This is a genomic window from Sphingomonas sp. (assembly GCF_042096255.1).
GTDB lineage: Bacteria > Pseudomonadota > Alphaproteobacteria > Sphingomonadales > Sphingomonadaceae > Sphingomonas.
The window spans coordinates 1-22944 of sequence record NZ_JBELLZ010000036.1 but is presented as its reverse complement, the minus strand read 5'-3'; the positions used below and the strand labels follow the sequence as shown (position 1 = coordinate 22944).

At 68.1% G+C, this 22944-nt stretch carries 26 protein-coding genes and 1 other RNA gene; 11 read left to right on the top strand and 16 right to left on the bottom strand.

Going from position 1 to position 22944, the window contains the following annotated elements:
• Nucleotides 1–22: 22 nt before the first annotated feature.
• From ACFDTH_RS08805 to ACFDTH_RS08785, 5 genes are all read left to right on the top strand, one after another.
• The gene (locus ACFDTH_RS08805; RefSeq protein ID WP_375287160.1) at nucleotides 23–901 is read left to right on the top strand and encodes an alpha/beta fold hydrolase; all 879 of its coding nucleotides are present in this window, start codon (nucleotides 23–25) and stop codon (nucleotides 899–901) included.
• Between the two features lie 34 nt (nucleotides 902–935).
• Nucleotides 936–1694 carry an SDR family oxidoreductase gene (locus ACFDTH_RS08800; protein ID WP_375287159.1) on the top strand — a complete coding sequence of 253 codons (759 nt, stop codon included), beginning with the start codon at nucleotides 936–938 and terminating at the stop codon, nucleotides 1692–1694.
• A 4-nt stretch (nucleotides 1695–1698) separates the two neighbouring features.
• Nucleotides 1699–2817, top strand: a complete 1119-nt coding sequence (locus ACFDTH_RS08795) for a glycosidase (RefSeq protein ID WP_375287158.1) — start codon at nucleotides 1699–1701, stop codon at nucleotides 2815–2817.
• Nucleotides 2818–3061: 244 nt separating this feature from the next.
• A complete protein-coding gene (locus ACFDTH_RS08790; protein WP_375287157.1) occupies nucleotides 3062–3205 on the top strand; it encodes a hypothetical protein in 144 nt (47 codons plus the stop codon).
• A gap of 69 nt (nucleotides 3206–3274) precedes the next feature.
• Nucleotides 3275–4354 (top strand): MBL fold metallo-hydrolase, encoded by a 1080-nt coding sequence (locus tag ACFDTH_RS08785; RefSeq protein ID WP_375287156.1) that lies wholly within the window; start codon nucleotides 3275–3277, stop codon nucleotides 4352–4354.
• 1 nt (nucleotide 4355) lies between these two features.
• Here ACFDTH_RS08785 and ACFDTH_RS08780 read toward each other — a convergent pair whose 3' ends face one another.
• Complete coding sequence (locus ACFDTH_RS08780) at nucleotides 4356–5276, bottom strand: sulfotransferase domain-containing protein (RefSeq protein ID WP_375287155.1); 921 nt, start codon at nucleotides 5274–5276, stop codon at nucleotides 4356–4358.
• A 189-nt stretch (nucleotides 5277–5465) separates the two neighbouring features.
• Between ACFDTH_RS08780 and ACFDTH_RS08775 the strand changes: the two genes are divergently transcribed.
• Complete coding sequence (locus ACFDTH_RS08775) at nucleotides 5466–6113, top strand: hypothetical protein (RefSeq protein WP_375287154.1); 648 nt, start codon at nucleotides 5466–5468, stop codon at nucleotides 6111–6113.
• A 4-nt stretch (nucleotides 6114–6117) separates the two neighbouring features.
• Here ACFDTH_RS08775 and ACFDTH_RS08770 read toward each other — a convergent pair whose 3' ends face one another.
• The 4 genes from ACFDTH_RS08770 to ACFDTH_RS08755 all read right to left on the bottom strand — a co-directional run bounded on the left by ACFDTH_RS08770 (nucleotide 6118) and on the right by ACFDTH_RS08755 (nucleotide 8906).
• Nucleotides 6118–6642 (bottom strand): NUDIX hydrolase, encoded by a 525-nt coding sequence (locus tag ACFDTH_RS08770; RefSeq protein WP_375287153.1) that lies wholly within the window; start codon nucleotides 6640–6642, stop codon nucleotides 6118–6120.
• The gene (locus ACFDTH_RS08765; RefSeq protein ID WP_375287152.1) at nucleotides 6639–7310 is read right to left on the bottom strand and encodes a TPM domain-containing protein; all 672 of its coding nucleotides are present in this window, start codon (nucleotides 7308–7310) and stop codon (nucleotides 6639–6641) included. The genes ACFDTH_RS08770 and ACFDTH_RS08765 overlap by 4 nt, the downstream gene beginning before the upstream one ends.
• On the bottom strand, nucleotides 7310–8236 hold the full coding sequence (locus ACFDTH_RS08760) for a TPM domain-containing protein (protein WP_375287151.1): 927 nt from the start codon (nucleotides 8234–8236) through the stop codon (nucleotides 7310–7312). The genes ACFDTH_RS08765 and ACFDTH_RS08760 overlap by 1 nt, the downstream gene beginning before the upstream one ends.
• 94 nt (nucleotides 8237–8330) lie before the next feature.
• Complete coding sequence (locus ACFDTH_RS08755; protein WP_375287150.1) at nucleotides 8331–8906, bottom strand: LemA family protein; 576 nt, start codon at nucleotides 8904–8906, stop codon at nucleotides 8331–8333.
• A gap of 104 nt (nucleotides 8907–9010) precedes the next feature.
• On the opposite strand from ACFDTH_RS08755, the gene mscL reads away from it, so the two are divergent.
• Entirely contained in the window at nucleotides 9011–9463 is a 453-nt protein-coding gene (mscL, locus tag ACFDTH_RS08750) for a large conductance mechanosensitive channel protein MscL (protein ID WP_375287149.1), read from the top strand.
• 184 nt (nucleotides 9464–9647) lie between these two features.
• Here the strand turns inward: mscL and ACFDTH_RS08745 are convergent, their stop codons facing one another.
• Nucleotides 9648–10079: an RrF2 family transcriptional regulator gene (locus tag ACFDTH_RS08745; RefSeq protein WP_375287148.1), complete on the bottom strand. Its 432-nt coding sequence runs from the start codon at nucleotides 10077–10079 to the stop codon at nucleotides 9648–9650.
• A 37-nt stretch (nucleotides 10080–10116) separates the two neighbouring features.
• On the opposite strand from ACFDTH_RS08745, the gene ssrA reads away from it, so the two are divergent.
• The 3 genes from ssrA (at nucleotide 10117) to ACFDTH_RS08730 (ending at nucleotide 12178) form a co-directional block, all read left to right on the top strand.
• Nucleotides 10117–10497: a transfer-messenger RNA gene (gene ssrA, locus ACFDTH_RS08740) on the top strand.
• Between the two features lie 165 nt (nucleotides 10498–10662).
• The gene (locus ACFDTH_RS08735) at nucleotides 10663–11247 is read left to right on the top strand and encodes an outer membrane protein (protein ID WP_375287147.1); all 585 of its coding nucleotides are present in this window, start codon (nucleotides 10663–10665) and stop codon (nucleotides 11245–11247) included.
• 163 nt (nucleotides 11248–11410) lie between these two features.
• Nucleotides 11411–12178, top strand: a complete 768-nt coding sequence (locus tag ACFDTH_RS08730) for a class II aldolase/adducin family protein (protein WP_375287146.1) — start codon at nucleotides 11411–11413, stop codon at nucleotides 12176–12178.
• 33 nt (nucleotides 12179–12211) lie between these two features.
• Here ACFDTH_RS08730 and ACFDTH_RS08725 read toward each other — a convergent pair whose 3' ends face one another.
• The 5 genes from ACFDTH_RS08725 to ACFDTH_RS08705 form a co-directional block, all read right to left on the bottom strand.
• Nucleotides 12212–13198: a glycosyltransferase family 2 protein gene (locus tag ACFDTH_RS08725; RefSeq protein ID WP_375287145.1), complete on the bottom strand. Its 987-nt coding sequence runs from the start codon at nucleotides 13196–13198 to the stop codon at nucleotides 12212–12214.
• Between the two features lie 166 nt (nucleotides 13199–13364).
• Nucleotides 13365–15719: a polyribonucleotide nucleotidyltransferase gene (gene pnp, locus ACFDTH_RS08720; protein ID WP_375287144.1), complete on the bottom strand. Its 2355-nt coding sequence runs from the start codon at nucleotides 15717–15719 to the stop codon at nucleotides 13365–13367.
• A 224-nt stretch (nucleotides 15720–15943) separates the two neighbouring features.
• Complete coding sequence (rpsO, locus tag ACFDTH_RS08715; protein ID WP_375287143.1) at nucleotides 15944–16213, bottom strand: 30S ribosomal protein S15; 270 nt, start codon at nucleotides 16211–16213, stop codon at nucleotides 15944–15946.
• A gap of 21 nt (nucleotides 16214–16234) precedes the next feature.
• Nucleotides 16235–17278, bottom strand: coding sequence for a tRNA pseudouridine(55) synthase TruB (gene truB, locus ACFDTH_RS08710; RefSeq protein WP_375287142.1), 1044 nt, complete (start codon nucleotides 17276–17278; stop codon nucleotides 16235–16237).
• A 3-nt stretch (nucleotides 17279–17281) separates the two neighbouring features.
• A complete protein-coding gene (locus ACFDTH_RS08705) occupies nucleotides 17282–17974 on the bottom strand; it encodes a site-2 protease family protein (RefSeq protein ID WP_375287141.1) in 693 nt (230 codons plus the stop codon).
• 50 nt (nucleotides 17975–18024) lie between these two features.
• Between ACFDTH_RS08705 and ACFDTH_RS08700 the strand changes: the two genes are divergently transcribed.
• Nucleotides 18025–18441, top strand: coding sequence for a GFA family protein (locus tag ACFDTH_RS08700; RefSeq protein WP_375287140.1), 417 nt, complete (start codon nucleotides 18025–18027; stop codon nucleotides 18439–18441).
• 4 nt (nucleotides 18442–18445) lie between these two features.
• Here the strand turns inward: ACFDTH_RS08700 and ACFDTH_RS08695 are convergent, their stop codons facing one another.
• From ACFDTH_RS08695 to infB, 5 genes are all read right to left on the bottom strand, one after another.
• Nucleotides 18446–19102 carry a thymidine kinase gene (locus tag ACFDTH_RS08695; protein ID WP_375287139.1) on the bottom strand — a complete coding sequence of 219 codons (657 nt, stop codon included), beginning with the start codon at nucleotides 19100–19102 and terminating at the stop codon, nucleotides 18446–18448.
• On the bottom strand, nucleotides 19102–19485 hold the full coding sequence (locus ACFDTH_RS08690) for a type II toxin-antitoxin system VapC family toxin (protein WP_375287138.1): 384 nt from the start codon (nucleotides 19483–19485) through the stop codon (nucleotides 19102–19104). The genes ACFDTH_RS08695 and ACFDTH_RS08690 overlap by 1 nt, the downstream gene beginning before the upstream one ends.
• A gap of 5 nt (nucleotides 19486–19490) precedes the next feature.
• Complete coding sequence (locus ACFDTH_RS08685; protein WP_375287168.1) at nucleotides 19491–19733, bottom strand: AbrB/MazE/SpoVT family DNA-binding domain-containing protein; 243 nt, start codon at nucleotides 19731–19733, stop codon at nucleotides 19491–19493.
• A 39-nt stretch (nucleotides 19734–19772) separates the two neighbouring features.
• The gene (gene rbfA / locus ACFDTH_RS08680) at nucleotides 19773–20156 is read right to left on the bottom strand and encodes a 30S ribosome-binding factor RbfA (protein WP_375287137.1); all 384 of its coding nucleotides are present in this window, start codon (nucleotides 20154–20156) and stop codon (nucleotides 19773–19775) included.
• Nucleotides 20157–20316: 160 nt separating this feature from the next.
• The gene (gene infB / locus ACFDTH_RS08675) at nucleotides 20317–22875 is read right to left on the bottom strand and encodes a translation initiation factor IF-2 (protein WP_375287136.1); all 2559 of its coding nucleotides are present in this window, start codon (nucleotides 22873–22875) and stop codon (nucleotides 20317–20319) included.
• Nucleotides 22876–22944: the final 69 nt, after the last annotated feature.

Here is a 22944-nt window from a genome sequence, read left to right as displayed (position 1 = left end):
CGCCTGTAGATGAGGCGCAACCATGGCGACGTATGAAGACAGGATCTGGTGGTCGCCCGACGGGTTGCGCCTCCACGCGCGCGACTATCCGGGCGAGGCGCCGCTGCCGCTGGTGTGCCTGCCCGGCCTGACCCGCAACGCGCGCGACTATGCCGCTTTGGCCGAGCGGCTCTCCCCGCGCTTCCGGGTGATCGCGGTGGACCTGCGCGGGCGGGGCGAGAGCGGCTATGCCAAGGACCCGATGAGCTACGTCCCGCTCTCCTACGTCCAGGACGTGGAGGCGATGCTGCGCGCGTTCGGGATCGAGCGGTTCGTGGCGATCGGCACCTCGCTGGGCGGGATCGTCACCATGCTGCTCGCGGGCATGCACCAGGGCGTTGTGGCGGGCGCCTTGCTCAACGATGTCGGACCGGAGATAGAGCCGGCGGGGCTGGCGCGCATCCGCGGCTATGTCGGCCGGTCCTCCACCTGGCCGACTTGGATGCACGCCGCGCGCTGCGTGCAGGAGGGCAATGCCGACGTCTATCCCGATTATGGGATTGAGGACTGGCTGGCGATGGCCAAGCGGCTCTACCGGCTGAACAGCGCCGGCCGCGTCGTGCTCGACTATGACCTGCGCATCGCCGAACCCTTCCGGGTGCCGGGGAACGAGGCGGGGCCGGATATGTGGCGCGCGCTGGCGGCGCTGCGGCAGGTGCCGGTGCTGGTGACGCGCGGCGAGCGGTCCGACATCCTCTCCGCCGCAATCGCCGAACGCATGGTGAGCGCGCTGGGCGACGCCGAACTCGCCACCGTGCCGCGGGTCGGACATGCGCCAACCTTGACCGAGCCGGCCCTGGAGGGGCCGATCGAGCGGCTGCTGGCCAAGGCGATCAGGGCGGCGGAACCCGCCACTTCCTGAGACGCTTGGAGGCGCGAACCCCGCGGGAGCGCCCATGACCGACATCCGATCCGCCGCCCACACCCCCGTCACCAGCGTGAAGGGCCGCCGTGCGCTGATCACCGGCGGCACCACCGGCATCGGCCGGGCGATCGCGGTGCTGCTCGCCAGCGAGGGCGCGCGTGTGTTCGTCTGCGGGCGCGATCCGCAGCATCTGGAGGACGCACTGGCGGCGATCCGCGCGGTGGGCGAGGGCGACGGGATCAGCATCGATCTCGTCGATCCCGAGGCGACCGGGCGACTGTTCGATGCCGCCGCCGAGGCGCTGGGCGGGCTCGACATCGCGGTGATGAACGCCGCGGTGCCGGCGGAAGGCCTGACCGACATGAGCGAGGCCGAGATCCGCGAGGCGATCGCGGTCGACTTCACCGCCTATCTGCTCGGCGCCAAGCACGCGTCACAGCGGATCGAACACGGCGACATCGTGCTGATCGGATCGATGAGCGCGCATGTCCTGGGGCCCGGCTCCACCGTTTATGCCGGGATCAAGGCGGGGATCGCCGGCTTCTCCGAGGCGCTGCGCCGCGAGCTCGGCGACGATCGCATCCGCGTCTCGCTGGTCGAGCCCGGCAAGACCAAGGCGGATTTCCCGAAGCCCGACGTGTCCGACGCCGAGCAGAAGGAGAAGGTGGCGAAGGAGGAGACGCTGCGCGCGCAGGACATCGCGGTCGGCGTTCATTATCTGCTCACTCAGCCTTCGCGCACGGTGGTGCAGCAGCTGACCATTGTCCCCCGAGCCCAGACGGCGGAGTGAGCGAGTGACGTTCTCCCTCGACCATCTCATCTTCACACCCGACAATGTCGATCTCTCGCGCTCGCCGCTCGCCGGTCATGTCGGGGAGGAGACCTATGTCCTGGGCGCGTTCAATCCGGGGATGACGCGGCTGCCGAACGGCAACCTGCTGCTGATGGTCCGCGTCGCCGAGGCGCTGCGGCAGCCGATCCGGGACGGCCATGTGCGCGCGATCCGCTGGGATGACGGCGCGTACCACCTCGATCCCTGGCCGCTCCAGCTCGTCGACACCGCCGATCCGCGCAAGTTCCTGATGCGCGGCGGCGGCTGGAAGGTGATGGCGCTGACCTCGCTGTCGTGGCTGCTGCCGGTGGAGCTCGATCCTGAGGGTCGCGAGGTCGAGCAGGTCCACTACGACCGCGCGATCGCGCCGCGCGCCTCCTACCAATGTTATGGCGTCGAGGATGCGCGGATCAGCCGGGTGGACGGCCGCTATTACATGACCACCTGCTCGGTGAGCCCGGAGCGGCACTCGACCACGCTCTACACCAGCGACGATGCGCTCGACTGGCAGCTGGAGGGGATCGTCCTCGACCATCAGAACAAGGACATGCTGATCTTCGAGGGCAAGCCGGAGGGCAGGTTCTGGGCACAGACGCGGCCGCTCGGCGACCTCTACTTCGCTTATCCGCCGGGCAGCGAATGGCGGGCAGGGCCGTCGATCAACCTCGCCACCTCGCCCGACGCGCTGCACTGGAAGCCGCTCGACCGCGCCGGCATTCGCCCGCATGCGGCGACGGTGGCGACCGCACGAATGGGCGGTGGATCGCCCCCGGTGCTCACCGATCGGGGCTGGCTGACCCTGTGGCACGGGGTGGAGCCCTCGGGCGTGGTGGGTATCTACCGCACCTATTGGTCGCTGCTCGACCGCGACGATCCCAGCGTCACCGTGGCGACGGACCATGCGCCACTGCTGGAGCCGAACCCGGCGCTAACCGAGCCGCTGAAAGCCCAGATGTACCTCGACAATGTCGTCTTCACCACCGGCATTGCGGATGGCGGGGATCATTGGGTGGTGGCCAGCGGCGAGGCGGACCTCGCCTGCCGGATCACGCATGTGCCGAAGGACCGGATCGGCGGGTGACGAGGGCGTGACGCATGCTAGGCTTGCGGGATGTCGGATTCGTCTATTCTCATTCAGAACGAGCGTGCAAAGTCCTGGTCGACCAATCTGACCCGCCTCGGCAGTGGATTGGTTGCATACGCGCTCGCCGACTTCTACTTTAGTTCGGAGTGGAAGATCAGTCTGCTCCCACCCTTGCTGGCGGGTGTTTTCCTGTCGTGGCTCGGATGGGAGTTCTTGGGACGGCTCGTTTCGGAGAAATAGGATGCCCGTGCCATCGTGGATCGCCGAAGCGGCGCCGGGCTTTGTCGGGCTTGCGATCGGCATATTCGGCTGGATCGTCTATAAGCGCGAGGCGGCCAAGGTGGCTGCGCAACGGCAGGCGCGCGGAGACAAGTATCGCGGCTGAGCTCAGCTAAGCCGTTCGCTTCAATTTCGCGCGTGACCGCAGCGGCGGGGCGCTGCTACGCTTCGTCGCATGACCAACCTGCAACGCGCGCTGATCGGGGACGAGGGGCTGGTGCCGACCAGCCACGCCGGGCTCACCTTCCCCTTCGGCGAGCGTAGCCCGGAGCCGGGCGAGCTGCTGACGATCGCGCCGGGCATACGGTGGTGGCGGGTGCCGATGTCGGGGCCGCTGAAACACGTCAACGGGCTGATCCTGGACGATGGCGACGATCTTCTTGCCATCGATACCGGCACGGCGAGCCCGCGCTCCACAGAAGCATGGCGGACGATCCTGGACGGGCCGCTTGCGGGCAGGCGGATCGGGCGGGTGCTGGGGACGCACATGCATCCCGACCATATCGGGCTTGCCGGCTGGCTGTGCCGCAGGTTCGACGCAGACCTGCTGATGACGCGCACCGAATGGCTGATGGTGCGCATGCTCTCCTCCGACGCGCGGCCCGAGGTGCCCGACGAGCAGCTCGCCTTCTGGCGCGGCGCGGGGTGGGACGAGGCGCAGATCGCGCGCGGCGCGGGCGCGGGCTGGTCCAACTTCGGCAAGATGATCTCGCGCTTCCCGATCACCTACACCCGCATCCGGGATGGCGAGACGCTGCGCATCGGCGATGCCGACTGGCAGGTGATCACCGGTGCGGGCCACAGTCCGGAGCACGCCTGCCTGGTCGATCACGATCGCCGCATCCTGATCGCGGGTGACCAGGTGCTGCCCAAGATCAGCTCCAACGTGTCGCTGCACATGAGCCAGCCCGGGGAGGACCCGCTGGGCGAATGGCTGGAGTCGATCGCCAAGTTCAAGCGGCTGCCGGACGACCTGCTGGTGCTGCCCGGCCATGGCGATCCGTTCTACGGCCTTCACGCCCGCCTCGATGCGCTCGACCGCGAGCATCGCGACCGGCTGGATGCGCTGGTCGACTTCATGGACGAGCCGCGGCGCGGCGTCGACTGTTTCCCCAAGCTGTTCCGCCGGCCGATCGGCCCCGACGTGATCGGCATGGCGACCGGCGAGGCGCTCGCGCACCTGCGCCACCTGGAGGTGACGGGCAGGGCGGTGCGCGAGACGCGCGACGGCGTGTGGTGGTGGCGGCGGGCCTAGATCACGCCGCCGCCCGCCGCTCGCCCGCGCCGTTAGCCAACCATTCGGCACAGGCCGGGCCCAGTTCCGCCAGCGCCAGCGCCTCATAGGCGCGCGCCTCGCCAGTGGTGAGCACATCTCGCCACCGGCCGTTGGTGCCGCGGTTGAGGAAACTGTTCGCGCCGTCGCGCCAGATTGCGCCGCCCAGCGGCACCACCGTGTCGCCATGCGCGCGCATCCAGTCGAAGGTGCAATGCTCCACTATGGCGGGGAAGCGCGCCTCGTCGACCGCGATGTCGAGGAAGGCGGCGACGCGACGCATCTCGCCCGGAAGATCGCGCTTCAGGTCCTCGTAATGGAGCATCAGCACGTTGGGCAGCTGGCGGATCGCCCACCAGCTGCGCACATTCTCCCAGAACGACCAGAAGGGTGCGCCATCCTCGCACAGCCAACGGTGCCAGTAGCGGCGGATGTCGGGATCGGCGGCTTCGAGCGCCGGGCCGATGCGGCCGGGCGTGTCGTTGATCATCGCCAGCGCCTCGGGCGTGAACGAGGCATGGTGGTTGTGCAGGCTCCACACCACGTCACGCCCGTCGCGCGCGACATAGATGTACTTGGCCCGGCGGCTGAACACGAGCGCGTCGACCGGCAAATGGGTCTTGAGAAAGCGCCGCTCGCGCTGGCGCGCGAGCATCGGCAGCAGCATCGCCTTGCCGGGGATGCGCATGTCCACCCAGGGCGAGCGATCCGCGACCGGCAGCGTCGGGTCGCCGTTGGAAAGGAGCTGGCCGACGATCTGCTGGGTCCAGGTGGTGCCGGACTTGGCGTAGGTGGCGATGATGATATCGTCGTCACGGAAGTCGAACTCGTCCCACGCGGTCGAGTCCATGTGGTGGTTGTGGATGTCCCGCGTCTTCACGGGCCGGTTCGGTGTCTCGGTCATCATGCCCTCCTTGCTGTGGCAGCGGGATGATGCAGGCGGCCGCTCCGGTCAAAAGCGGCCAAATCGCTACTTATGGTGCGAAATCAGCAGCTTGTCGGACTGGTCGTGCCGCGGCGCGACCGATGGGCGACAAGCGTTCGACCGGGCCTGCCGCAGGCGCTACGCTGCATGTCGCGAAGGGGAGCGGCGATGGACGAAGAGCTCGAGCAACGGTTGCAGAAGCTCGAATCGCAGGCGGGGAGTTCGGCCGGTCCGTCCCGGTTCCTGCGGCTGCTGCCGTGGATGGCGATCGGGCACCTTGCGGTTGGCGCGCCGACGCTGATCATCTCGCTGATCGTCGCCTACGGCACCTACGTCCAGGCGCAGGCGACGCAGCGCATGCAGCAGGCGGCGGCCTGGCCGTTCGTGGCCTATGGCACCAGCAACTATACGCCCGACGGCAAGCACCGCATCAACCTGACCTTGCAGAACAATGGCGTGGGACCGGCGCTGCTCGGCCCGATCGAGCTGCGCTACAGGGGAAAGGTGATGCGCGGACCACGCGAGCTTCTGGAGGCCTGCTGTGGCTATCACCGCGGTGAGCGGATGCAGCTCACCACCGCGCCGCCCACGGACGTGGTGCTGCGTCCCGGAGAAAGCATTGCCTTCATGGAGCTTGCCGACGTGCCTGCCAATGCGAGGCTGCTTCCCCGGCTGGAGACCGAGCGTTGGAAGGTACAGGTGCGGTCCTGCTATTGCTCGATATTCGACGAATGCTGGACCATCGACGGCATACAGAGCCGGCCCAAGCCGGTCGAGACGTGCCCGGCGAACTGGGTGACGTACAAGGAGCGATAAGCGCTCAGAGTAGCGCAGGCGCCAGCAGCAGCAGCATCTTGACGTCCATGGCGACTCCTTCGGCCCGCTTGGCCGCGACGAAGTCCGGCACCTGCGCCAAGGGGATGCAGTGGACGGTGATGTCCTCGTCGCCGGCGCCCCCGCCGTCGTTCACCTTCGTCAGGCCATGCGCGCGGACCAGCGTGAAGCCTTCGCTGACCATGCCGGGCGAGGCGTGGAACTTGCCGAGCGGCTCGATCCGCACAGCACGATAGCCGGTCTCCTCCTCCAGCTCGCGCGCGGCGGCGGTCTCGATCGCCTCGCCCTCCTCCTCGTCGCCGATCAGTCCGGCGGGCAGCTCCAGGCAGCGGCGGCCGAGCGGCACGCGATATTGCTCGACCAGCAGGACATGGTCCTCGGCGTCGACCGCCAGGATCACCGCCGCCTCGATGCCGCGGGTGCGGCTGGCATATTCCCAGCGGCCGCGGCGCATCGCCTTGAGGAAGCGGCCCTCCCACATCGTCTCAAGGGGGGCCTCGTGGTCGCTCATAGTTCGATCAGCCTGTCGGGGAGTTCGTTGGCATCGTCGGCGGCGCGCGGGAAATGCTGGGCGAGGACGTCGCCGACCTGGCGCACCGCCTCCGCCATGCCGTCGCCGGCGCGGCCGTCCTTCACCGCGGCGACCAGCGCCGCCATCGCCGCGCCCCAGGTCTCGGGCGGCACCTTCCCGTGGATGCCACGATCGGCGATCAGCTCGGCGCGATGCTCGTCGAGGCTGAGGTAGAGGAGCACGCCGGTGTGCTCCACGGTGCGCTGCTCGACCGCCGAGCGGAACAGGGTGAGCGCGCGGGCGCGGACGCGGCGCGCGCGGGTCGCCCGGGGGGTGAAAGCGATGCGCAGCCCGTCATGCGCGAGCGCGTAGCGGCCGAGCAGGAAGGCGAGCGCGGCGGCGACGAAGGCGATGGTGAACAAGGCGGCCGGCGAGGGGTGCTCGGCCCAGGGATCGTGCAGATGCGTGTCGATCCACAAGGCGATGCCCGGAAAGATCGCGAGGAGGGCGAGCACCAGCATCGCCGCGAACACGCCGGCGTGCGCGGCGACATCGTTGTAATTGTCCGAGCGGCGCGCGACCACCGTGACGATCTCGCCCGACGAGCGCAGCTCCGCTTCCGCCACCGCGGCGGTGACCTTGGCATGGTCCTGTTCGGTCAGCCGCATCACCAGTCCCCCGAGGCGCCGCCGCCGCCGAAATCGCCGCCGCCGCCGCCGGTGAAGCCGCCGCCGCCCCATGAGCCGTCGCTGCCGCCACCGCCGCCGCCCCAACCGGAGCCGCCGCCCCCGCCGCCCCACCCGCCGCGTCCGCTGTTGCGGAAGGCGCTGCTGGCGACCTCATTGGCGATCGACCACAGGATGACCGAGCCGAGCCCGCTGTCGTTATCGCCACGATAGCGCCGGCCGCCGCCGCGTACGCCGCTGCGACCGTAGCTGCGGCGGGAAAAGGCGAGGATCACGAAGCCGAGGATCATGATCCCAACCACCATCGCGCCGGCGCCGCCGCCGCCGCTCGCCCGGCCGCGCGTGTGGGTGCGGTCGAACTCCTTGATGGCGGCGTCCTGGCGCGCCTGCGCCTCCTCGGGCGTGGCGCGCAACTGCTGGATGATCGCGTCCGCGCCGGCGGTGACCGCGCCCGGCACGTCCTGGCGGATCAGCGGCATCATGCGCTGGCGGATGATCACGCTGGACAATGCATCGGTGAGCACGGGTTCGAGCCCGTAACCGACCTCGATGCGCGGCCCGCGCTGGCCCGCGGGATTGCCGGGCGCGATCAGCAGCACCGCGCCATTGTCGATGTCGCGCAGGCCGACGCCCCAGGAGCGGGCGAGCTTGTTGGCATAGACCTCCAGCGCCTCGCCCTGGGTGTCGGGCACGGTGACGACCACCAGCTGGCGCTTGGTGTCCTTCTGCAAGGCCTCCAGCTTGGCGGTGAGGTCCTGTTCCACCGCGGGCGGGAGGACGTTGGCGGCGTCGACGACGAGGCCGGTATATTTGGGGAAGGTCTGCGCCGCCGCCGGGAGGGCGAGCACGGCGAAGAACAGCGCCAGCAGCGCCAGCCACCATCCTTCATGCCGGACCTGTTCCGGCATCCACCGTGCCGCACGAACCGCGGCCGGCGTGGGCGCGGCGCGGTGGACCCCGGCACGGGGCCGGGGTGACGGGAGGGGGCGTGTCACGACTGCGTCAGCCGCCGAAATCCACCTTCGGTGCGGTCTCGGCACCCGGCGTGGTCGCCTCGAACGGCACCTTGGGCTTGGCGCCGTAGAAGATGCGCGCGCCGATCGCGTCGGGGAAGGTGCGGATGCGGGTGTTATAGGCCTGCACCGCCTCGTTATATTTGCCGCGCTCCACGCCGATCCGGTTCTCGGTGCCTTCCAGCTGGCTCATCAGCGTGACGTAATTGCCCTGGCTGCGCAGCTCCGGATAAGCCTCCTGGAGCCGCTGGAGCGACATGGTCAGCCCGGTCTGTGCGCGCTGGTAGTTCGCCATGGCCTGCGGATCGTCGAGCTGCTCGGGCGAGACGCGGACTTGGCTGGCGGAGGCGCGGGCCTGGGTCACCTCGGTGAGGATCTCCTTCTCCTGCGCGCCGGCGCCCTTCACCGTGGCGACGAGATTGGGGATCAGGTCGGCGCGGCGCTGATACTGGTTCTGCACGTTCGCCCACTGCGCCTTCACCGCCTCGTCGGCAGTGGGAACGCTGTTGATGCCGCAGCCGGCAAGCGCGACGGCGAGGGTAGCGGCGGCGACGGGTCGAAGCATCGGGATCCTCCAAGGGGTCTGTGTCACCCATGTAGGACAGTGCGAGCGCTTGGCGAAGGGGGCGGAAGCGATTAATCTTCGTCAACCATCGCAAGGGAGGCGGCATGCTCAAGGAATTCAAAGCGTTCATCATGCGCGGCAACGTGCTCGATCTCGCCGTGGCGGTGATCATCGGCGCCGCCTTCGGCAAGATCGTCACCTCGCTGACCGAGGACGTGCTGATGCCGATCATCGGCAAGATCTTCGGCGGGCTGGATTTCTCCAGCTATTTCGTCGCGTTGGGGCCGGTGCCTGCCAATCTGGTCGGTTCCAGCGATTATGCCGCGCTCAAGAAGGCGGGGGTGCCGCTGCTCGGCTATGGCGCGTTCATCACCCAGGCGGTGAACTTCCTGATCGTCGCCTTCATCATCTTCATGCTGGTGCGCGCGGTGAACAAGCTGCTGGCGCTGGCCGCGCATGAGAAGGCAAAGGGCGATGCGCCGCCGGCGGCCGATCCGGCGGACATCGTGCTGCTGCGCGAGATCAGGGACGAGCTGAAGGCGCGACCGCTGGCTTAACCACCGCAGGTTTGGGTAATCCTGCACCACCTCCGTTCGCCCTGAGCGAAGTCGAAGGGTATGCGCGACCGTCGCGCTTGTGCTTCGACTTCGGCGCGAAGCGCCAAAGCCTGTCCTGAGCGCCTGCCTTTGCAGGCAGTCGAAGGGCTCAGCACGAACGGATGTAGGGTGCGGCAGGCCGCCCTCAGGCCGCCGCCAGTTCCTTCGCCGCGGCCTCCGCCAGGCTGGTGCCGTCCAGGATGCGCGCGGTCTCGTCGCGGACGCGCATCATCGCCAGGCGGATCGCGCAGGTCGCCTCGTCGTGGCAGTCCTTGCACGGACGATAGGCGGTGCGGCTGACGCAGGGGACCAACGCCAGCGGCCCCTCGATCACGCGGATGATGTCGCCCAGCGAGATCAGGTGGTCGGCGCGCGACAGCGTGTAGCCGCCCATCTTGCCGCGGGTGCTGTGCAGCAGGTTCGCATCGCGCAGATCGGCGAGGATCAGCTCCAGGAACTTGCGCGGGACGTTTGCCTCCTGCGCGATCCGGTTCATCGGGGTCGGCGGGCTGCCCGGCGGGATCTCGGCAAGGTACAGCATCGCGCGGAGCGCGTAGCGGGAACGCTGGGTCAGCATGCCAGCGCATATGGCGCGCCAATGTGGCGAGCGAAAGGCGTTTGCACCGCTTAATCCGCTACACTATATGCCTTTGTGCCGGTCTCGGCCGGCTATGGCGATAAACGCGGCGTAGAATAGATGCAGCGGACCCGGGGGCAGTACCCGGCGGCTCCACCATATGCCCCCGCGTAGGCGGGGGTCTCTGACGGGGCCGAACCAGGATCGACGTGTATTGAAAGGCGCTGTCTTCGTTCGGAATGGGCCACCGCAACGGTCCATTACACAAGTGCCAACGATAACGAAGCACTCGCGATTGCGGCGTAACTGAGGGCCTAACGGCCTGAAGTTACTCCAAGATAGCGCGGTTGGGCCGCACCGGGCAACAGAAGCGGATTCCGGCGGTACGGGGAGCACCGAGCAACAGAAGCTCCCCACTTTCCTGCACTCTCGTCTTTTTCGTCGCATCCGTCGCGGTGCGCTGCGCGGTTCGTCGCCGCGCCGCCGGCCCGGTCGCGCACCGGCTGACGATCGCTGCGCCCCCGCATAGCCGGGGGCCACGCCGCTACGGCGAGACACAGACGATTTCAGGAAGGAACTCAACATGATCACCGCACCCCGCCTGCTCGCCGCAGCCGCGCCCGCCATCCTGTTCGCCGCAGCGCCATGCGCCGCGCACAGCTTCACCGGCCCGCGCATCGAGGCCAATACCGGCTATGATGCGGTCCACAGCGAGGATCTGCCCGAAACGGTCGACACGGTGGACGGCATCCACCTGGGCCTCGCCGCCGGATATGATATCGCGCTGGCGCCGCGGCTGATCGCGGGTATCGAGGCAGGGATCGGCTGGAGCGTCGCCGACGATACCCGCGGCACCATCGGCACCGCGCGCTATCGCCTGTCCAACGGCCGCGACATCGATGCCGCGCTGCGTCTCGGCTATCTCGTTGCGCCGCGCACCCTGGTCTATGCCAAAGCCGGCTGGGCGAACAGCAAGGCCGAGGTGCGCGTCACCCAGGCCGGCGGCACCGTCCGCGCGTCTGACGACGATGACGGCGTGCGGCTGGGCGCAGGCGTCGAGCAGATGCTGGGCGAGCATGCCTATGCCAAGGCAGAATATCGCTACACCGCATATGGCGATGGCGTGGACCGGCACCAGGCGCTGCTGGGCGTGGGCTGGCGGTTCTGAGCCTTGCCACCTCCGTTCGGCCTGAGCGAAGTCGAAGGCTACGCGCAAACGCTGGGCTTGTGCTTCGACTTCGCTCAGCACGAACGGGGCAGGGGGGGAGGGGTGATGGCGCTCAGCGTCAGGTTACGCTAAACTCCGTCGCAAACAGCAACGGAGAGGCGAGATGGCGACCGCGGCGATCGAACAGGACAATTACGCTCCCGGCGAGTGGGAGGCGCGGGTCGATCTCGCCGCCGCCTACCGGCTGGTTGCGCTATACGGGTGGGACGATCTGATCTTCACCCATCTGTCCGCCCGGGTGCCGGGGCCCGAGCACCATTTCCTGATCAACCCCTATGACATGATGTTCGAGGAGATCACGGCGTCCAGCCTGGTCAAGATCGACGTCCATGGCCAGCCGGTCGGCCCCACCACGCACCCGGTCAATCCTGCCGGCTTTACGATCCATTCCGCGCTGCATATGGCGCGCGAGGACGCGGCGGCGGTGATGCACCTCCACACGCCGCATGGTCAGGCCGTTTCCGCAATGGAATTCGGCCTGCTGCCGCACACCCAGACCGCAATGATCGCCGGACACGACGTCGCCTATCACGATTATGAGGGCATCGCGACCGATCTGGAGGAGCGCGAGCGGCTGGTGCAGGACATCGGCACCAAGAGCGTGATGATCCTGCGCAACCACGGCACGCTGGCGGTGGGCGACAGCGTGGCCGCCTGCTTCCTGCGGCTCTACTTCCTGGAGCGCGCCTGCGAGGCGCAAGTGCTGATGCTCTCCGCGGGCCGCGAGAACCTCAACAATCCTCCGCAGGGCGTGGAGGACAAGGTGGCCGGTCAGTCCAACCCCAAGGGGATGGGCATGCTGGCGCAGAAGCTCGCCTGGCCGGCGCTGCTGCGCAAGCTCGACCGGATCGACCCGAGCTACCGGAACTGAGCCGCGCAGGGTCCCGGCCGCCCGGGCGGACCATCATTCGGCGAGGGCGGCCGCGATCGTCGGCGCGGGGTTTCGCAGGAAGCGGAGCACCTCTTGGCGCTCGCGCTGGTTCATGAAGGTCATCTCGCCGTCGCGGAACGTCACCGCTGGCGCTGTGCCCGACTTGCCGAAGTTGCCCTTCCGCACAAGATCTTGCATCTGCCGCAGATAGGCCCTGGCGGGGCCAGCCGACAGCCGCTCGGGATCGAGCGCCATCAGCGTGTCGCGGGTGATCGGGCCCGGCTCCAGTCCCGCGCGTTCAAGAACGCGGCTGCGACCGTTGTAGCTGCGCAGCTTCTCGATATTGACCAGAATCCGCTGCTCGACGGACAAAGCGTTCAGGTGTGCGACCACCAGATTGCCGATCGAGGCGTGGCGGAGGGCTTCCTCCGGCAACCGGCACGTATGTGCCATCGACGCAACCGGGGTGAGCGCGGATGACACCGCCGGCTTGCCCATGCGAATGCCCTGCGGGATCCGCCTTCCGTGAAAGGTAAACTTCAGCACGCGGTCCTCGCCGGGATGGTTGCTGGCCCAGATGCCGGGGATGACCGGCTGGTCGGTGCGCCCAAGCGCCTGTGTGATCGCGGCATCGTCGGCGTAGCTGCCGTCTTCGTTCGCCCAGTACAGATATTCGTCCGTATCCAGAAACATATAACGGTCGCACGAGGCGCGCAGCGCCGCGTACAGGTCGGCGAACGGACCGGTGCCGTAGTTGATGGTGTTGTGCATGGCAGCGAAGCTATAGACGGCGATCGTCGGCGCGATTTCGTCCAGATAGGCCAGCACCTCGGGATCGTCGCTGCCATTGTCGAAGACCAGCAGCCCCTCGGGGCCGACGATCCGCAGATGATGCTCCACCCAGCGCCGCAGGAACAGCCGTTCATTCTTCGTCTTCAGGACGATCTTGAACGGGAGCTGGCGCCCCGCCACCGCGTGGCAGATCGCATCCTTGTCCCGTTCCCAGCTCCGATGTGTCACGCCCCCTCCGCAGATGCTGCGCCGAACAGACGGGCGCCGCCTCATTCGATCGGGTGAGGCGCTGGTTGCTTAAGAGTTGGGGGCCAACCGGAAAAGGCTCCGCTGAGGCGAAACGGCCCCCGGCATCGCTGCCGAGGGCCGTTCCGTCAGTATCGCTTCGTGAGGATCAGTCGCGATCGCCGGTCAGGAAGGCGGGGGCGAACTCGGGCGCGGGCCCCCGATCGTCATTGGCGTCATTGCCGCCCTCGGAGCGCTCGCGGCGCGGGCCGCGATCACCACCACGGTCGCCACCACCACGCGGGCCACGGTCGCCGCCGCCGCGACGGCGGTCGCCGCCACGATCGCCGCCGCCGCGCGGGCCACGGTCACCGCGGTCGCCGCCTTCACGCGGCTCGCGCTTCGGGCGGGTGTCCTCCAGCTCGGCGCCGGTCTCCTGGTCGACGACGCGCATCGACAGGCGCACCTTGCCGCGCGGATCGATCTCGAGGACCTTGACCTTCACCGCCTGGCCCTCCGACACGACGTCGGTCGGCTTCTCGACCCGCTCGTTCTTCATCTCGGAGACGTGGACGAGGCCGTCCTTGCCACCCATGAAGTTCACGAACGCGCCGAAATCGACGATATTGACGACCTTGCCGTCGTAGATCTTGCCGACCTCGGCCTCCTCGACCAGGCCCTTGATCCACTTGATCGCCGCCTCGATCTGCGAATGGTCGGACGACGAGACCTTGATCACGCCCTCGTCGTCGATGTCGACCTTGGCGCCGGTGGTGGCGACGATCTCGCGGATCACCTTGCCGCCGGTGCCGATCACTTCACGGATCTTCGACTTGTCGATGGTGAAGGTCTCGATCCGCGGCGCGTGCGCCGACAGCTCGGTGCGGGTCTCGCCCAGCGCCTTGGCCATCTCGGCCAGGATGTGCGCGCGGCCCTCGTGCGCCTGCGCCAGCGCGACCTTCATGATCTCCTCGGTGATGCCGGCGATCTTGATGTCCATCTGAAGGCTGGTGATGCCCTCGGACGTGCCGGCGACCTTGAAGTCCATGTCGCCCAGGTGATCCTCGTCACCCAGGATGTCGGACAGAACCGCAAAGTCCTTGCCCTCCAGGATCAGGCCCATGGCGATGCCCGACACCGGGCGCTTCAGCGGCACGCCCGCGTCCATGAGGCTGAGCGAGCCGCCGCACACCGTCGCCATCGACGAGGAGCCGTTGCTCTCGGTGATGTCCGACGTGACGCGGATGGTGTAGGGGAATTCCTCCTTGGTCGGCAGCACCGGGTGCAGCGCGCGCCAGGCGAGCTTGCCGTGGCCGATCTCGCGACGGCCGGGCGCGCCGAAGCGGCCCACTTCGCCGACCGAATAGGGCGGGAAGTTATAGTGCAGCATGAAATGCTGGTAGGAGAGGCCGTTGAGCCCGTCGATCATCTGCTCGGCGTCGCGGGTGCCGAGCGTGGTGGTGGCGATCGTCTGGGTCTCGCCGCGAGTGAACAGCGCCGAGCCGTGTGCGCGCGGCAGGAAGTGGACCTCGGCCTCGATCGGGCGCACCGTCTTGGTGTCGCGGCCGTCGATGCGCACGCCCTCCTTGAGGATCTGGGTGCGGACGATCTCCGCCTCCAGCTTCTTCACCAGCTTGAGCGTGCCGAGATACTCGGCCGGGTTCTCGTGCTTGAGGTCCTCGAACGCGTCGCGCGCCTTGGTGCGCGCTTCGTTGATCGCATTCTGGCGATCGGCCTTCGACGTGATCTTGTAGGCGGCGGCGAGATCGGCACCGATCAGTTTCTTGAGCTTGGCCTTGTAGGCGCTGAGATCCGCACCGGTCTTGAGCTCCCAGGGCTCCTTGGCGGCCTTCTCGGCGAGCTGGATGATCGCGTCGATCACCTGCTGCGACGCCTTGTGCGCGAACATCACCGCGCCCAGCATCACGTCCTCGGACAGTTCCTTGGCTTCGGACTCGACCATCATCACCGCATCGTGGGTGGCGGCGACCATCAGGTCGAGCTCGCCGGTGGCGACCTCGGCGTCGGACGGGTTGAGCTGATACTCTCCGTCCTTGTAGCCGACGCGCGCGGCGCCGATCGGACCCATGAAGGGCACGCCCGACAAAGTCATCGCGGCGGAAGCGGCGACCATCGCCAGCAGGTCCGGCTCGTTCTCGCCGTCATAGCTCATCACCTGCGCGATGCAGTTGATTTCATTGTAGAAGCCTTCGGGGAACAGCGGGCGGAGCGGACGGTCGATCAGGCGGCTGACCAAGGTCTCGCGCTCGGTGGCACCGCGCTCGCGCTTGAAGAAGCCGCCGGGGATGCGGCCGGAGGAGGAGAACTTCTCCTGGTAGTGGACGGTGAGCGGGAAGAAGTCCTGCCCTTCCTTCACGGTCTTGGCGGCGGTCACCGCGCAGAGGACAACGGTTTCGCCGAGCGTCGCGATCACCGCGCCGTCGGCCTGGCGGGCGACCTTGCCCGTTTCGAGGGTGAGGGTCTTTCCGCCCCACTCGATGCTTACGGTTTTCTTGTCGAACATGATGTTTCCTTCACTCCCCGTGCCCGATGCGCGGAGGGCCTTCGTGTTGAGCCGGTAGCGGCTCAAGGATCAGGACCGGATTGTCCGTCTCCCGTTTCGCTTCCCCGGCGAAGGCCGGGCCCCAGTCTCGCAGCGCTGGACGGTGCTCCCGCACCGAAGTTTGCTGGATCCCGGATCGCCGTCCGGGATGACAAAAGGGGCGACCCGTCGGGCCGCCCCTTGTGTCACTTGCGAAGACCCAGCTTCGCGATGAGGGCAAGATAGCGGTCGCCATCCTGCTTGCGGAGATAGTCGAGCAGCGAGCGACGCTTGTTGACCATCATCAGCAGGCCGCGCCGTGAGTGATTGTCCTTGGCGTGGCCCTTGAAGTGCTCGGTCAGGTTGCGGATGCGCTCGGTGAGGATCGCGACCTGAACCTCGGTGGAGCCGGTGTCGCCTTCGGCGCGCGCATGCTCCTTGATGACTTCCTGGCGGCGTTCTGCGGTGATCGACATTCTATTTCCTTCGACATCGGTTCACAGGTTGAAGCCGCGGACCACCCGCATCTCGCGGGCCTGGACCTCCACCAGCGCCACGGGCAGATCGCCCGAACACGCGAAGTATTGGCCATCGTCGGCGGCGATCCCGGCCAGAACGCGCCCTTGGCGGAGCGCCCCTGCCTGGTCGGGGGTGAGGGATAGAGCCGGGATGTCGTCCAGCCCCGCCCTCAATGGCAGGATCAACTGTTCAAGGGTGCGCGCCTTAGCGTGTTCGGCCAGAATGTCCAGCGAAATGGCCGGGGCGAGGGTGAACGGGCCGGCTTTCGTGCGGCGGAGCATGGTGACATGGCCAACGGTGCCGAGCGCGCGGGCGATGTCACGGGCAAGAGAGCGGATATAGGTGCCCTTCGAGACGTGCGCGGTGAGGGTGGTTTCGTCTAATCCCTCCCCTGCAAGGGGAGGCGGCAGCCCAAAGGGCTGACGGAGGGGTGTCGCGCTATCGAGAGGGAGCGACAGGTCGGACCGTCCCCGACAGTCCGAGAACGCGCGGGGCGCGTTCGGCCTGTCGCTCCCCTCCGTCGCGCTGCGCGCGCCACCTCCCCTTGCAGGGGAGGACAAGGTGAGCGTGAACACCGTCACCGCCCGTGTCGCGAGCACCACCTCCTCCCCGGCGCGCGCAAGATCATAGGCCCGCGCACCATCCACCTTGAGCGCCGAATAGGCCGGCGGCACCTGCTCGATCGCGCCGGTGAAGCGCGGCAGCACCGCCTCCAGCTGAGCGAGGGTGGGGCGGACATCGCTGGTCGCGATCACCTTGCCCTCGGCGTCGAGCGTGTCGGTCTGCTCGCCGAAGTGGATGGTGAAGTCATAGACCTTGTCGCTGTCGAGCATGCGCCCGGCGAGCTTGGTCGCCTCGCCCAGCGCTACCGGCAGCACGCCGGTGGCGAGCGGGTCGAGCGTGCCGCCATGGCCCACCTTGAACCGGCCATAGCCGCCATCGCGCAGCGCCCGCTTGACCGCGCTGACGCCCTGGGTGGAGCCGAGCCCGAGCGGCTTGTCGAGGATGATCCAGCCGTGCATGCGTCAGCCGCCGATCGCGGCAGCGATGGCGAGATAGCCGGCGCGCACCGCCTTGAATGGCGGGACGACCAGCCGCTGGACGATGTTCGCGCCCGGCACCAGCATCGGCAGGAACACCAGCAGCAGGATCACCACCGGAAAGGCATAGCGCGCCATCCCTGCCCAGCGTGCGGCAAGCGGGCGCGGCAGGAGGCCTTGGACGATGTGCCCGCCATCGAACGGCGGCAGCGGCAGCAGGTTGAACAGTGCCAGGAAGATGTTGATCGACAGGAAGTTGAACAGGTTCTCGAACCAGAAGGCGGCGAGCCCGCCGGCATCGTCCCCGCCCAGCGGCGCCCAGCTGAGCCCGAGCAGCACCGCCGCCACCAGCGCGAGCAGAAGATTGGTGATCGGCCCGGCGATCGCCACCGCCATCATCCCGAAGCGCGGGTTGCGCAGGCGATTGGGGTTGACCGGCACCGGCTTCGCCCAGCCGAACACCGGCGCCTTGGCGAGCGCCAGCGCCATCGGCAGCAGGACGGTGCCGACCGGATCGACATGGCGCAGCGGGTTGAGGCTCAGCCGGCGCTGGTCGTGCGCGGTGCGGTCCCCCAGCATCCGCGCGACCCAGCCGTGCGCGACCTCGTGGAAGACGATCGCGATCACCAGCGGGATGATCCACACCGCGGCGCGATAGACGACATTGTCGGGAGTCATGCCGCCGACATAGGATGCCGCGATATCCTCCGCCAGCAGGAGAGAGGCGCATGAAGCAGACCTACCACGGCAGCTGCCATTGCAAGGCGGTGACGTTCGAGGCGGACATCGACCTCGATGCGGGCACGGCCAAGTGCAATTGCACCTTCTGCTGGAAGCAACGGATGTGGAACGCGGGCCAGCTTGGCCCCGCCGATTTCCGCCTGCTCACCGGCGCCGATGCGCTGGCCGATTACGGCAAGTCCGGCGAGTGGGGCGAGACGCACCAGCATTTCTGCCGGACCTGCGGCATCGCCACGCACGGCCACGGCCGGATCGAGGCGATGGGCGGCGAGCCGTTCGTCTCGGTCCACCTCGCCGCGCTCGACGATCTGCCGGTGGAGACGCTGGTGGCGGCGCCGGTCCACTATATGGACGGGCTGCACGACGCCTGGGACAAGACGCCGGCGGAGACGCGGCACCTTTAGTCGCTCACTCCAGCGCCGATGGGAAGGAGACCGGCGGGTCGGGATCGTCGGTCAGGCGCGGAGAAGGCGCGGCACCCGGCCGCCGGCCCTCCATCGCTTCGGTGAAGTGGCGGCGGCAGAGCGCGAGATAGCGGTCGTTGCCACCGATCTCGGTCTGCATCCCCTCGCGCACCGCATGGCCTTCGGCATCGACGCGCAGGTTCATCGTCGCCTTGCGCCCGCAGGTGCACACCGACTTGATCTCCACCAGCGCGTCGGCCAGCGCCAGCAGCCGCGCCGCGCCCTCGAACAGCTGGCCGCGGAAGTCGGTGCGCAGGCCGTAGGCGAGCACGGGGATATCGTGCGCGTCCGCGAGCCGGGCGAGCTGATCGACCTGCGTGGCCGACAGGAATTGCGCCTCGTCCACCAGAACGCAGGAGATCGCCAGCACCTCGTTTCGCGCCAGCACCGCATGCGCGATGTCGGTCCCCGCGTCGAACATCGTCGCGGCCGCGGTGAGGCCGATCCGCGACGCGATCGTCCCCGCCTCGAACCGGTCGTCCACCGCGGCAGTGAACAGCATCGTCGCCATCCCCCGTTCGCGATAGTTGAAGTCCGCCTGGAGCAAAGCGGTGGATTTCCCCGCGTTCATGCTGGCGTAGTAGAAGTAGAGCTTGGCCATCAGGCCAGTGTCTCGACGGACAGCGGGGCATCGCCAGAGGCAGCCGACGCGATCCCGCGATCGAAGGTCGCGAAGGTTTCGGCGACATCCCGAGCCATGATCAGATGCATCATGTCACCCCAATCGGCACCCGCACGAAACCGATCGATCGCCCACCGCAGACCGTCCTCGTCACTCGTGTTGACTGTGTTCGTCGAGAGCAGCGCGGTGAACATGTCGGAGATGACGTGGCGAGGAACCTTTAGCTTCTTTCCGAGCAGCCAGCCGAGTTCGAGCCAGACCGTTGACGTGATCCAGATGGGCTTTTCGCTGATCGTGACGGCGATGGCATGCTGCACCGGATCGTCGGCCAGCAGCAATCGCGCCAGCACGTTCGTATCCACCGCTCTCACGCGAGGTCATCATCCACGTCAGCCGTCCATCCGAGCTGCTCCACTGGGATTGGGGGACCTTCATGCTGGTAAAGCGCGCGGAACCGGGCGACCGCTTCCTGCACCGACAGACCCTTAGCCCTCGGCCTGCGAAGCGTGACGTAGTCGGAACCCTCAATGACTTCCAATTCGTCACCAGCGCCCCAGCCAAGCCGCTGCCGTACGTCGCTGGGAACGACAACCTGCCCTTTGCCGGACATCTTCGTACAAGCATTCATTCCGGTAAGATCCGTCTTACCTCACTCTCCGTCAAGGTCCCGCGCCACCTCCGGCCGGCGCAGCAGCGCATCGATATGGCTGCCCTCGTCGAAGCTCTCGTCCGCCAGGAACTTCAGCCGGGCGGCATATTTCATCTTCACGCGGGTGGCGACCTCGCGCTGGAGATAGGCGGTGTTGGTGCGCAGCGCCTTGAGCACCGCCTCCTCGTCCCGGCCGAGCAGCGGCTTCACGAACACGGTGGCGTGGCGCAGGTCGGGCGACATGCGCACCTCGGTGATGCTGACGAGGTGACTCGCCAGCGTGTCGTCATGCACGTCGCCGCGCTGGAGGATCTCCGACAACACGTGGCGCACCTGCTCGCCGACGCGCAAGGTGCGGACGGATTTCTCGGGCTGGGTGGTCATGGCACCTCCGTGACCCCTCTCCCCTTGTGGGAGAGGGAGGGGCCCGCTCGGCGACGCCGAGTGGGAGGGTGAGGGGGTATGAAGCCCGGCGGAAGAGCCCTCACCCTTCCGCTGCCTTCGGCAGCTCCCTCCCTCTCCCACAAGGGGAGAGGGACGAAGATTACAGCGTCCGTTCGCGCAGCTCGACCTCAAAGGTCTCCAGGAAGTCGCCCGGGCGGATGTCGGTGAAGTTCTGGGTGAACGTCACACCGCATTCCAGACCCGCGCGCACTTCCGCCACGTCATCCTTGAAGCGGCGAAGACTGTTGATCTCGCCGTTGTAGATGATGACGTCGTTGCGCGTGATACGGGCCTTGAGCGCCTTGCGGATCGCGCCCTCGACCACCAGCAGACCCGCGGCCTTGCCGGTCTTGCCCGCGGAGAAGACCTCGCGGATCTCGGCGCGACCGACCACCGTCTCGAACGCCTCGGGCCCGAGCTCGCCCGCCATGCCGGCGCGAATCTCGTCGATCAGGTCGTAGATGACGTCGTAATATTTCAGCGCCACCTTCTGCCGGTCGGCGATCTCGCGGGCCTTGGCATTGGGGCGGACATGGAAGCCGATGATCGGCGCACCGCTGGCACCCGCCAGCGTCACGTCGCTCTCGGTGATCCCGCCCACGCCCGAGTGAAGCACCCGCGCCTTGATCAGATCGGTCGAGATCTTGTTGATCGACGCGACGATCGCCTCGACCGTGCCCTGCGTATCCGCCTTGACGACCAGCGGATATTCCTTGGCCTGGTTCGCCGCGAGCGCGGAGAACATGCTCTCCAGGCTGGCGGGGGCGGTGGTGGTCCGCTTCTGGGTGAGCACGCCCTGGCGATATTCGGCAACTTCGCGCGCACGCGCCTCGTTCTCGACCACCTGGAGCTGGTCGCCCGCGGAAGGCACGCCCGAGATGCCGAGGATCTCCACCGGCATCGACGGATCGGCCTTCTTGAGCTGGCGCCCCTTGTCGTCGACCAGCGCGCGGACCTTGCCGCTTTCCGCGCCGACCACGAACACGTCGCCGACCTTGAGCGTGCCGCGGGTGACCAGCACCGTCGCGACCGGGCCGCGGCCCTTGTCCAGCTTGGCCTCGATCACGCTGCCCTCGGCATCGCGATCGGGGTTGGCGCGCAGTTCCAGCAGCTCAGCCTGGAGCTGGATCTTCTCGATCAGATCGTCGAGACCGGTCTTCTTGAGCGCGGAGACCTCGACGTCCTGGACGTCGCCGCCCATGCTCTCGACCTGCACGTCCTCCGAGAGCAGGCGCTCGCGCACCCGCTGTGGATTGGCATCATGCTTGTCGACCTTGTTGATCGCCACGATCATCGGCTTGCCGGCCGCCTTGGTGTGGTTGATCGCCTCGATCGTCTGCGGCATCAGCCCGTCGTCGGCCGCCACCACCAGCACCACGATGTCGGTCACGTCCGCACCGCGCGCGCGCATGGCGGTGAACGCCTCGTGACCCGGCGTGTCGAGGAAGGTGATCTTCGACTTGTCCTTCAGCGTCACCTGATAGGCGCCGATGTGCTGGGTGATGCCGCCGGCCTCACCGCGCACCACGTCCGTGCCGCGCAGCGCGTCCAGCAGGCTGGTCTTGCCGTGATCGACATGGCCCATGATCGTCACCACCGGCGGACGCGGCTTGAGGTCCGCTTCCGCATCCGGGGCGGTGTCGAGCGCGAGATCGATGTCCGAATCGGAGACGCGGACGATGTTGTGGCCGAACTCGGTCACCAGCAGCTCGGCGGTATCCTGGTCGATGGTCTGCGTCATGGTGACGGGCATGCCCATCTTGAACAGCGCCTTGACCAGATCGGCGCCGCGCTCGGCCATGCGGTTGGCGAGCTCCTGCACGGTGATCGCCTCGGGCACCTGCACATCGCGGACCTGCTTGGCCTGCGGCTCGCGCGGGCCGCCGAAGCCGCGCTTCTCCTTTTCACGCGCGCGCTTGAGCGCGGCGAGCGAACGGGCGCGGGCACCGTCCTCGTTGAGCGCACGGTTGACGGTCAGCTTGCCGCCGCGACGCTCGTCCCCCTTGCGGTCGCGCTGCTGCGGACGCGCCGGCGGCGCGCTGCGCGGCGTGGCCTGACCCGAAGGCAGGCTGCGCGGCTGCGTCGTGCCCGACGACGGCGACGCGGAAGCGGACGCGGCGGCGGGCTGCGCCGCCGGCTTGGCAGCGGGCTGCTCGACCGGCTTGGGCTGCGGCTTGGGGATCTCGGGCCGGGCGACCGGCGAGAAGCGGCGCGGTGCCGGCATCGACGGGTCGCGGCCGAGCTCCAGGACCGGCGGAGGCGTCGGCGTCGGGGCAGCGCGTGCGGGCGCCGGTGCGGCCGGACGCGGCGCGGCTGCCGGTGTCGGGGCAGGGGCGGGCTCCGCGGCGACGGGCGCCGGCTCGGCAGCCTTGGGGACCTCGGGCTCAGCCTGCGTGGCCTCGACCGGTGCCGGGGCGGGCGTCTCGACCGCCGCAGGCGTCGGCTCGGGAGCGGGCTCCGGCTGGGGCGCGGCTTCGGCGGCACGCTTCTCCTCGGCACGGCGCTCGGCCTCGCGGCGCGCTTCCTCGGCGGCGCGGGCGCGCTCGGCGTCCTCGCGGTGACGCGCTTCCTCCAGCGCGCGCATCCGCTGCTCCTCGGCCTCACGCAGCAGGCGGGCCTGGCGCTCCTGCGGCGTTTCGCCGGCAGGCGCGCGGGACACGGAGGCGGGCTGCGGCCTGCGCTCATTCAACTCCTCCTCCCCCACCAAGAGATCTAAACGCCGTTGCGG

What these genes read in the sequence shown, in the direction of transcription:
- pnp (WP_375287144.1), bottom strand. Translation starts at nt 15,719, where the DNA reads ATGTTCGACAAGAAAACCGTAAGCATCGAGTGGGGCGGAAAGACCCTC.
- ACFDTH_RS08770 (WP_375287153.1), bottom strand. Translation starts at nt 6,642, where the DNA reads ATGAGCGACCACGAGGCCCCCCTTGAGACGATGTGGGAGGGCCGCTTC.
- ACFDTH_RS08745 (WP_375287148.1), bottom strand. Translation starts at nt 10,079, where the DNA reads ATGCTGACCCAGCGTTCCCGCTACGCGCTCCGCGCGATGCTGTACCTT.
- ACFDTH_RS08755 (WP_375287150.1), bottom strand. Translation starts at nt 8,906, where the DNA reads ATGCTTCGACCCGTCGCCGCCGCTACCCTCGCCGTCGCGCTTGCCGGC.
- ACFDTH_RS08705 (WP_375287141.1), bottom strand. Translation starts at nt 17,974, where the DNA reads ATGACTCCCGACAATGTCGTCTATCGCGCCGCGGTGTGGATCATCCCG.
- ACFDTH_RS08785 (WP_375287156.1), top strand. Translation starts at nt 3,275, where the DNA reads ATGACCAACCTGCAACGCGCGCTGATCGGGGACGAGGGGCTGGTGCCG.
- ACFDTH_RS08700 (WP_375287140.1), top strand. Translation starts at nt 18,025, where the DNA reads ATGAAGCAGACCTACCACGGCAGCTGCCATTGCAAGGCGGTGACGTTC.
- truB (WP_375287142.1), bottom strand. Translation starts at nt 17,278, where the DNA reads ATGCACGGCTGGATCATCCTCGACAAGCCGCTCGGGCTCGGCTCCACC.
- ACFDTH_RS08735 (WP_375287147.1), top strand. Translation starts at nt 10,663, where the DNA reads ATGATCACCGCACCCCGCCTGCTCGCCGCAGCCGCGCCCGCCATCCTG.
- ACFDTH_RS08800 (WP_375287159.1), top strand. Translation starts at nt 936, where the DNA reads ATGACCGACATCCGATCCGCCGCCCACACCCCCGTCACCAGCGTGAAG.
- ACFDTH_RS08805 (WP_375287160.1), top strand. Translation starts at nt 23, where the DNA reads ATGGCGACGTATGAAGACAGGATCTGGTGGTCGCCCGACGGGTTGCGC.
- ACFDTH_RS08695 (WP_375287139.1), bottom strand. Translation starts at nt 19,102, where the DNA reads ATGGCCAAGCTCTACTTCTACTACGCCAGCATGAACGCGGGGAAATCC.
- ACFDTH_RS08765 (WP_375287152.1), bottom strand. Translation starts at nt 7,310, where the DNA reads ATGCGGCTGACCGAACAGGACCATGCCAAGGTCACCGCCGCGGTGGCG.
- rbfA (WP_375287137.1), bottom strand. Translation starts at nt 20,156, where the DNA reads ATGACCACCCAGCCCGAGAAATCCGTCCGCACCTTGCGCGTCGGCGAG.
- ACFDTH_RS08775 (WP_375287154.1), top strand. Translation starts at nt 5,466, where the DNA reads ATGGACGAAGAGCTCGAGCAACGGTTGCAGAAGCTCGAATCGCAGGCG.
- ACFDTH_RS08760 (WP_375287151.1), bottom strand. Translation starts at nt 8,236, where the DNA reads ATGCCGGAACAGGTCCGGCATGAAGGATGGTGGCTGGCGCTGCTGGCG.
- ACFDTH_RS08790 (WP_375287157.1), top strand. Translation starts at nt 3,062, where the DNA reads ATGCCCGTGCCATCGTGGATCGCCGAAGCGGCGCCGGGCTTTGTCGGG.
- mscL (WP_375287149.1), top strand. Translation starts at nt 9,011, where the DNA reads ATGCTCAAGGAATTCAAAGCGTTCATCATGCGCGGCAACGTGCTCGAT.
- rpsO (WP_375287143.1), bottom strand. Translation starts at nt 16,213, where the DNA reads ATGTCGATCACCGCAGAACGCCGCCAGGAAGTCATCAAGGAGCATGCG.
- ACFDTH_RS08730 (WP_375287146.1), top strand. Translation starts at nt 11,411, where the DNA reads ATGGCGACCGCGGCGATCGAACAGGACAATTACGCTCCCGGCGAGTGG.
- ACFDTH_RS08780 (WP_375287155.1), bottom strand. Translation starts at nt 5,276, where the DNA reads ATGACCGAGACACCGAACCGGCCCGTGAAGACGCGGGACATCCACAAC.
- ACFDTH_RS08685 (WP_375287168.1), bottom strand. Translation starts at nt 19,733, where the DNA reads ATGTCCGGCAAAGGGCAGGTTGTCGTTCCCAGCGACGTACGGCAGCGG.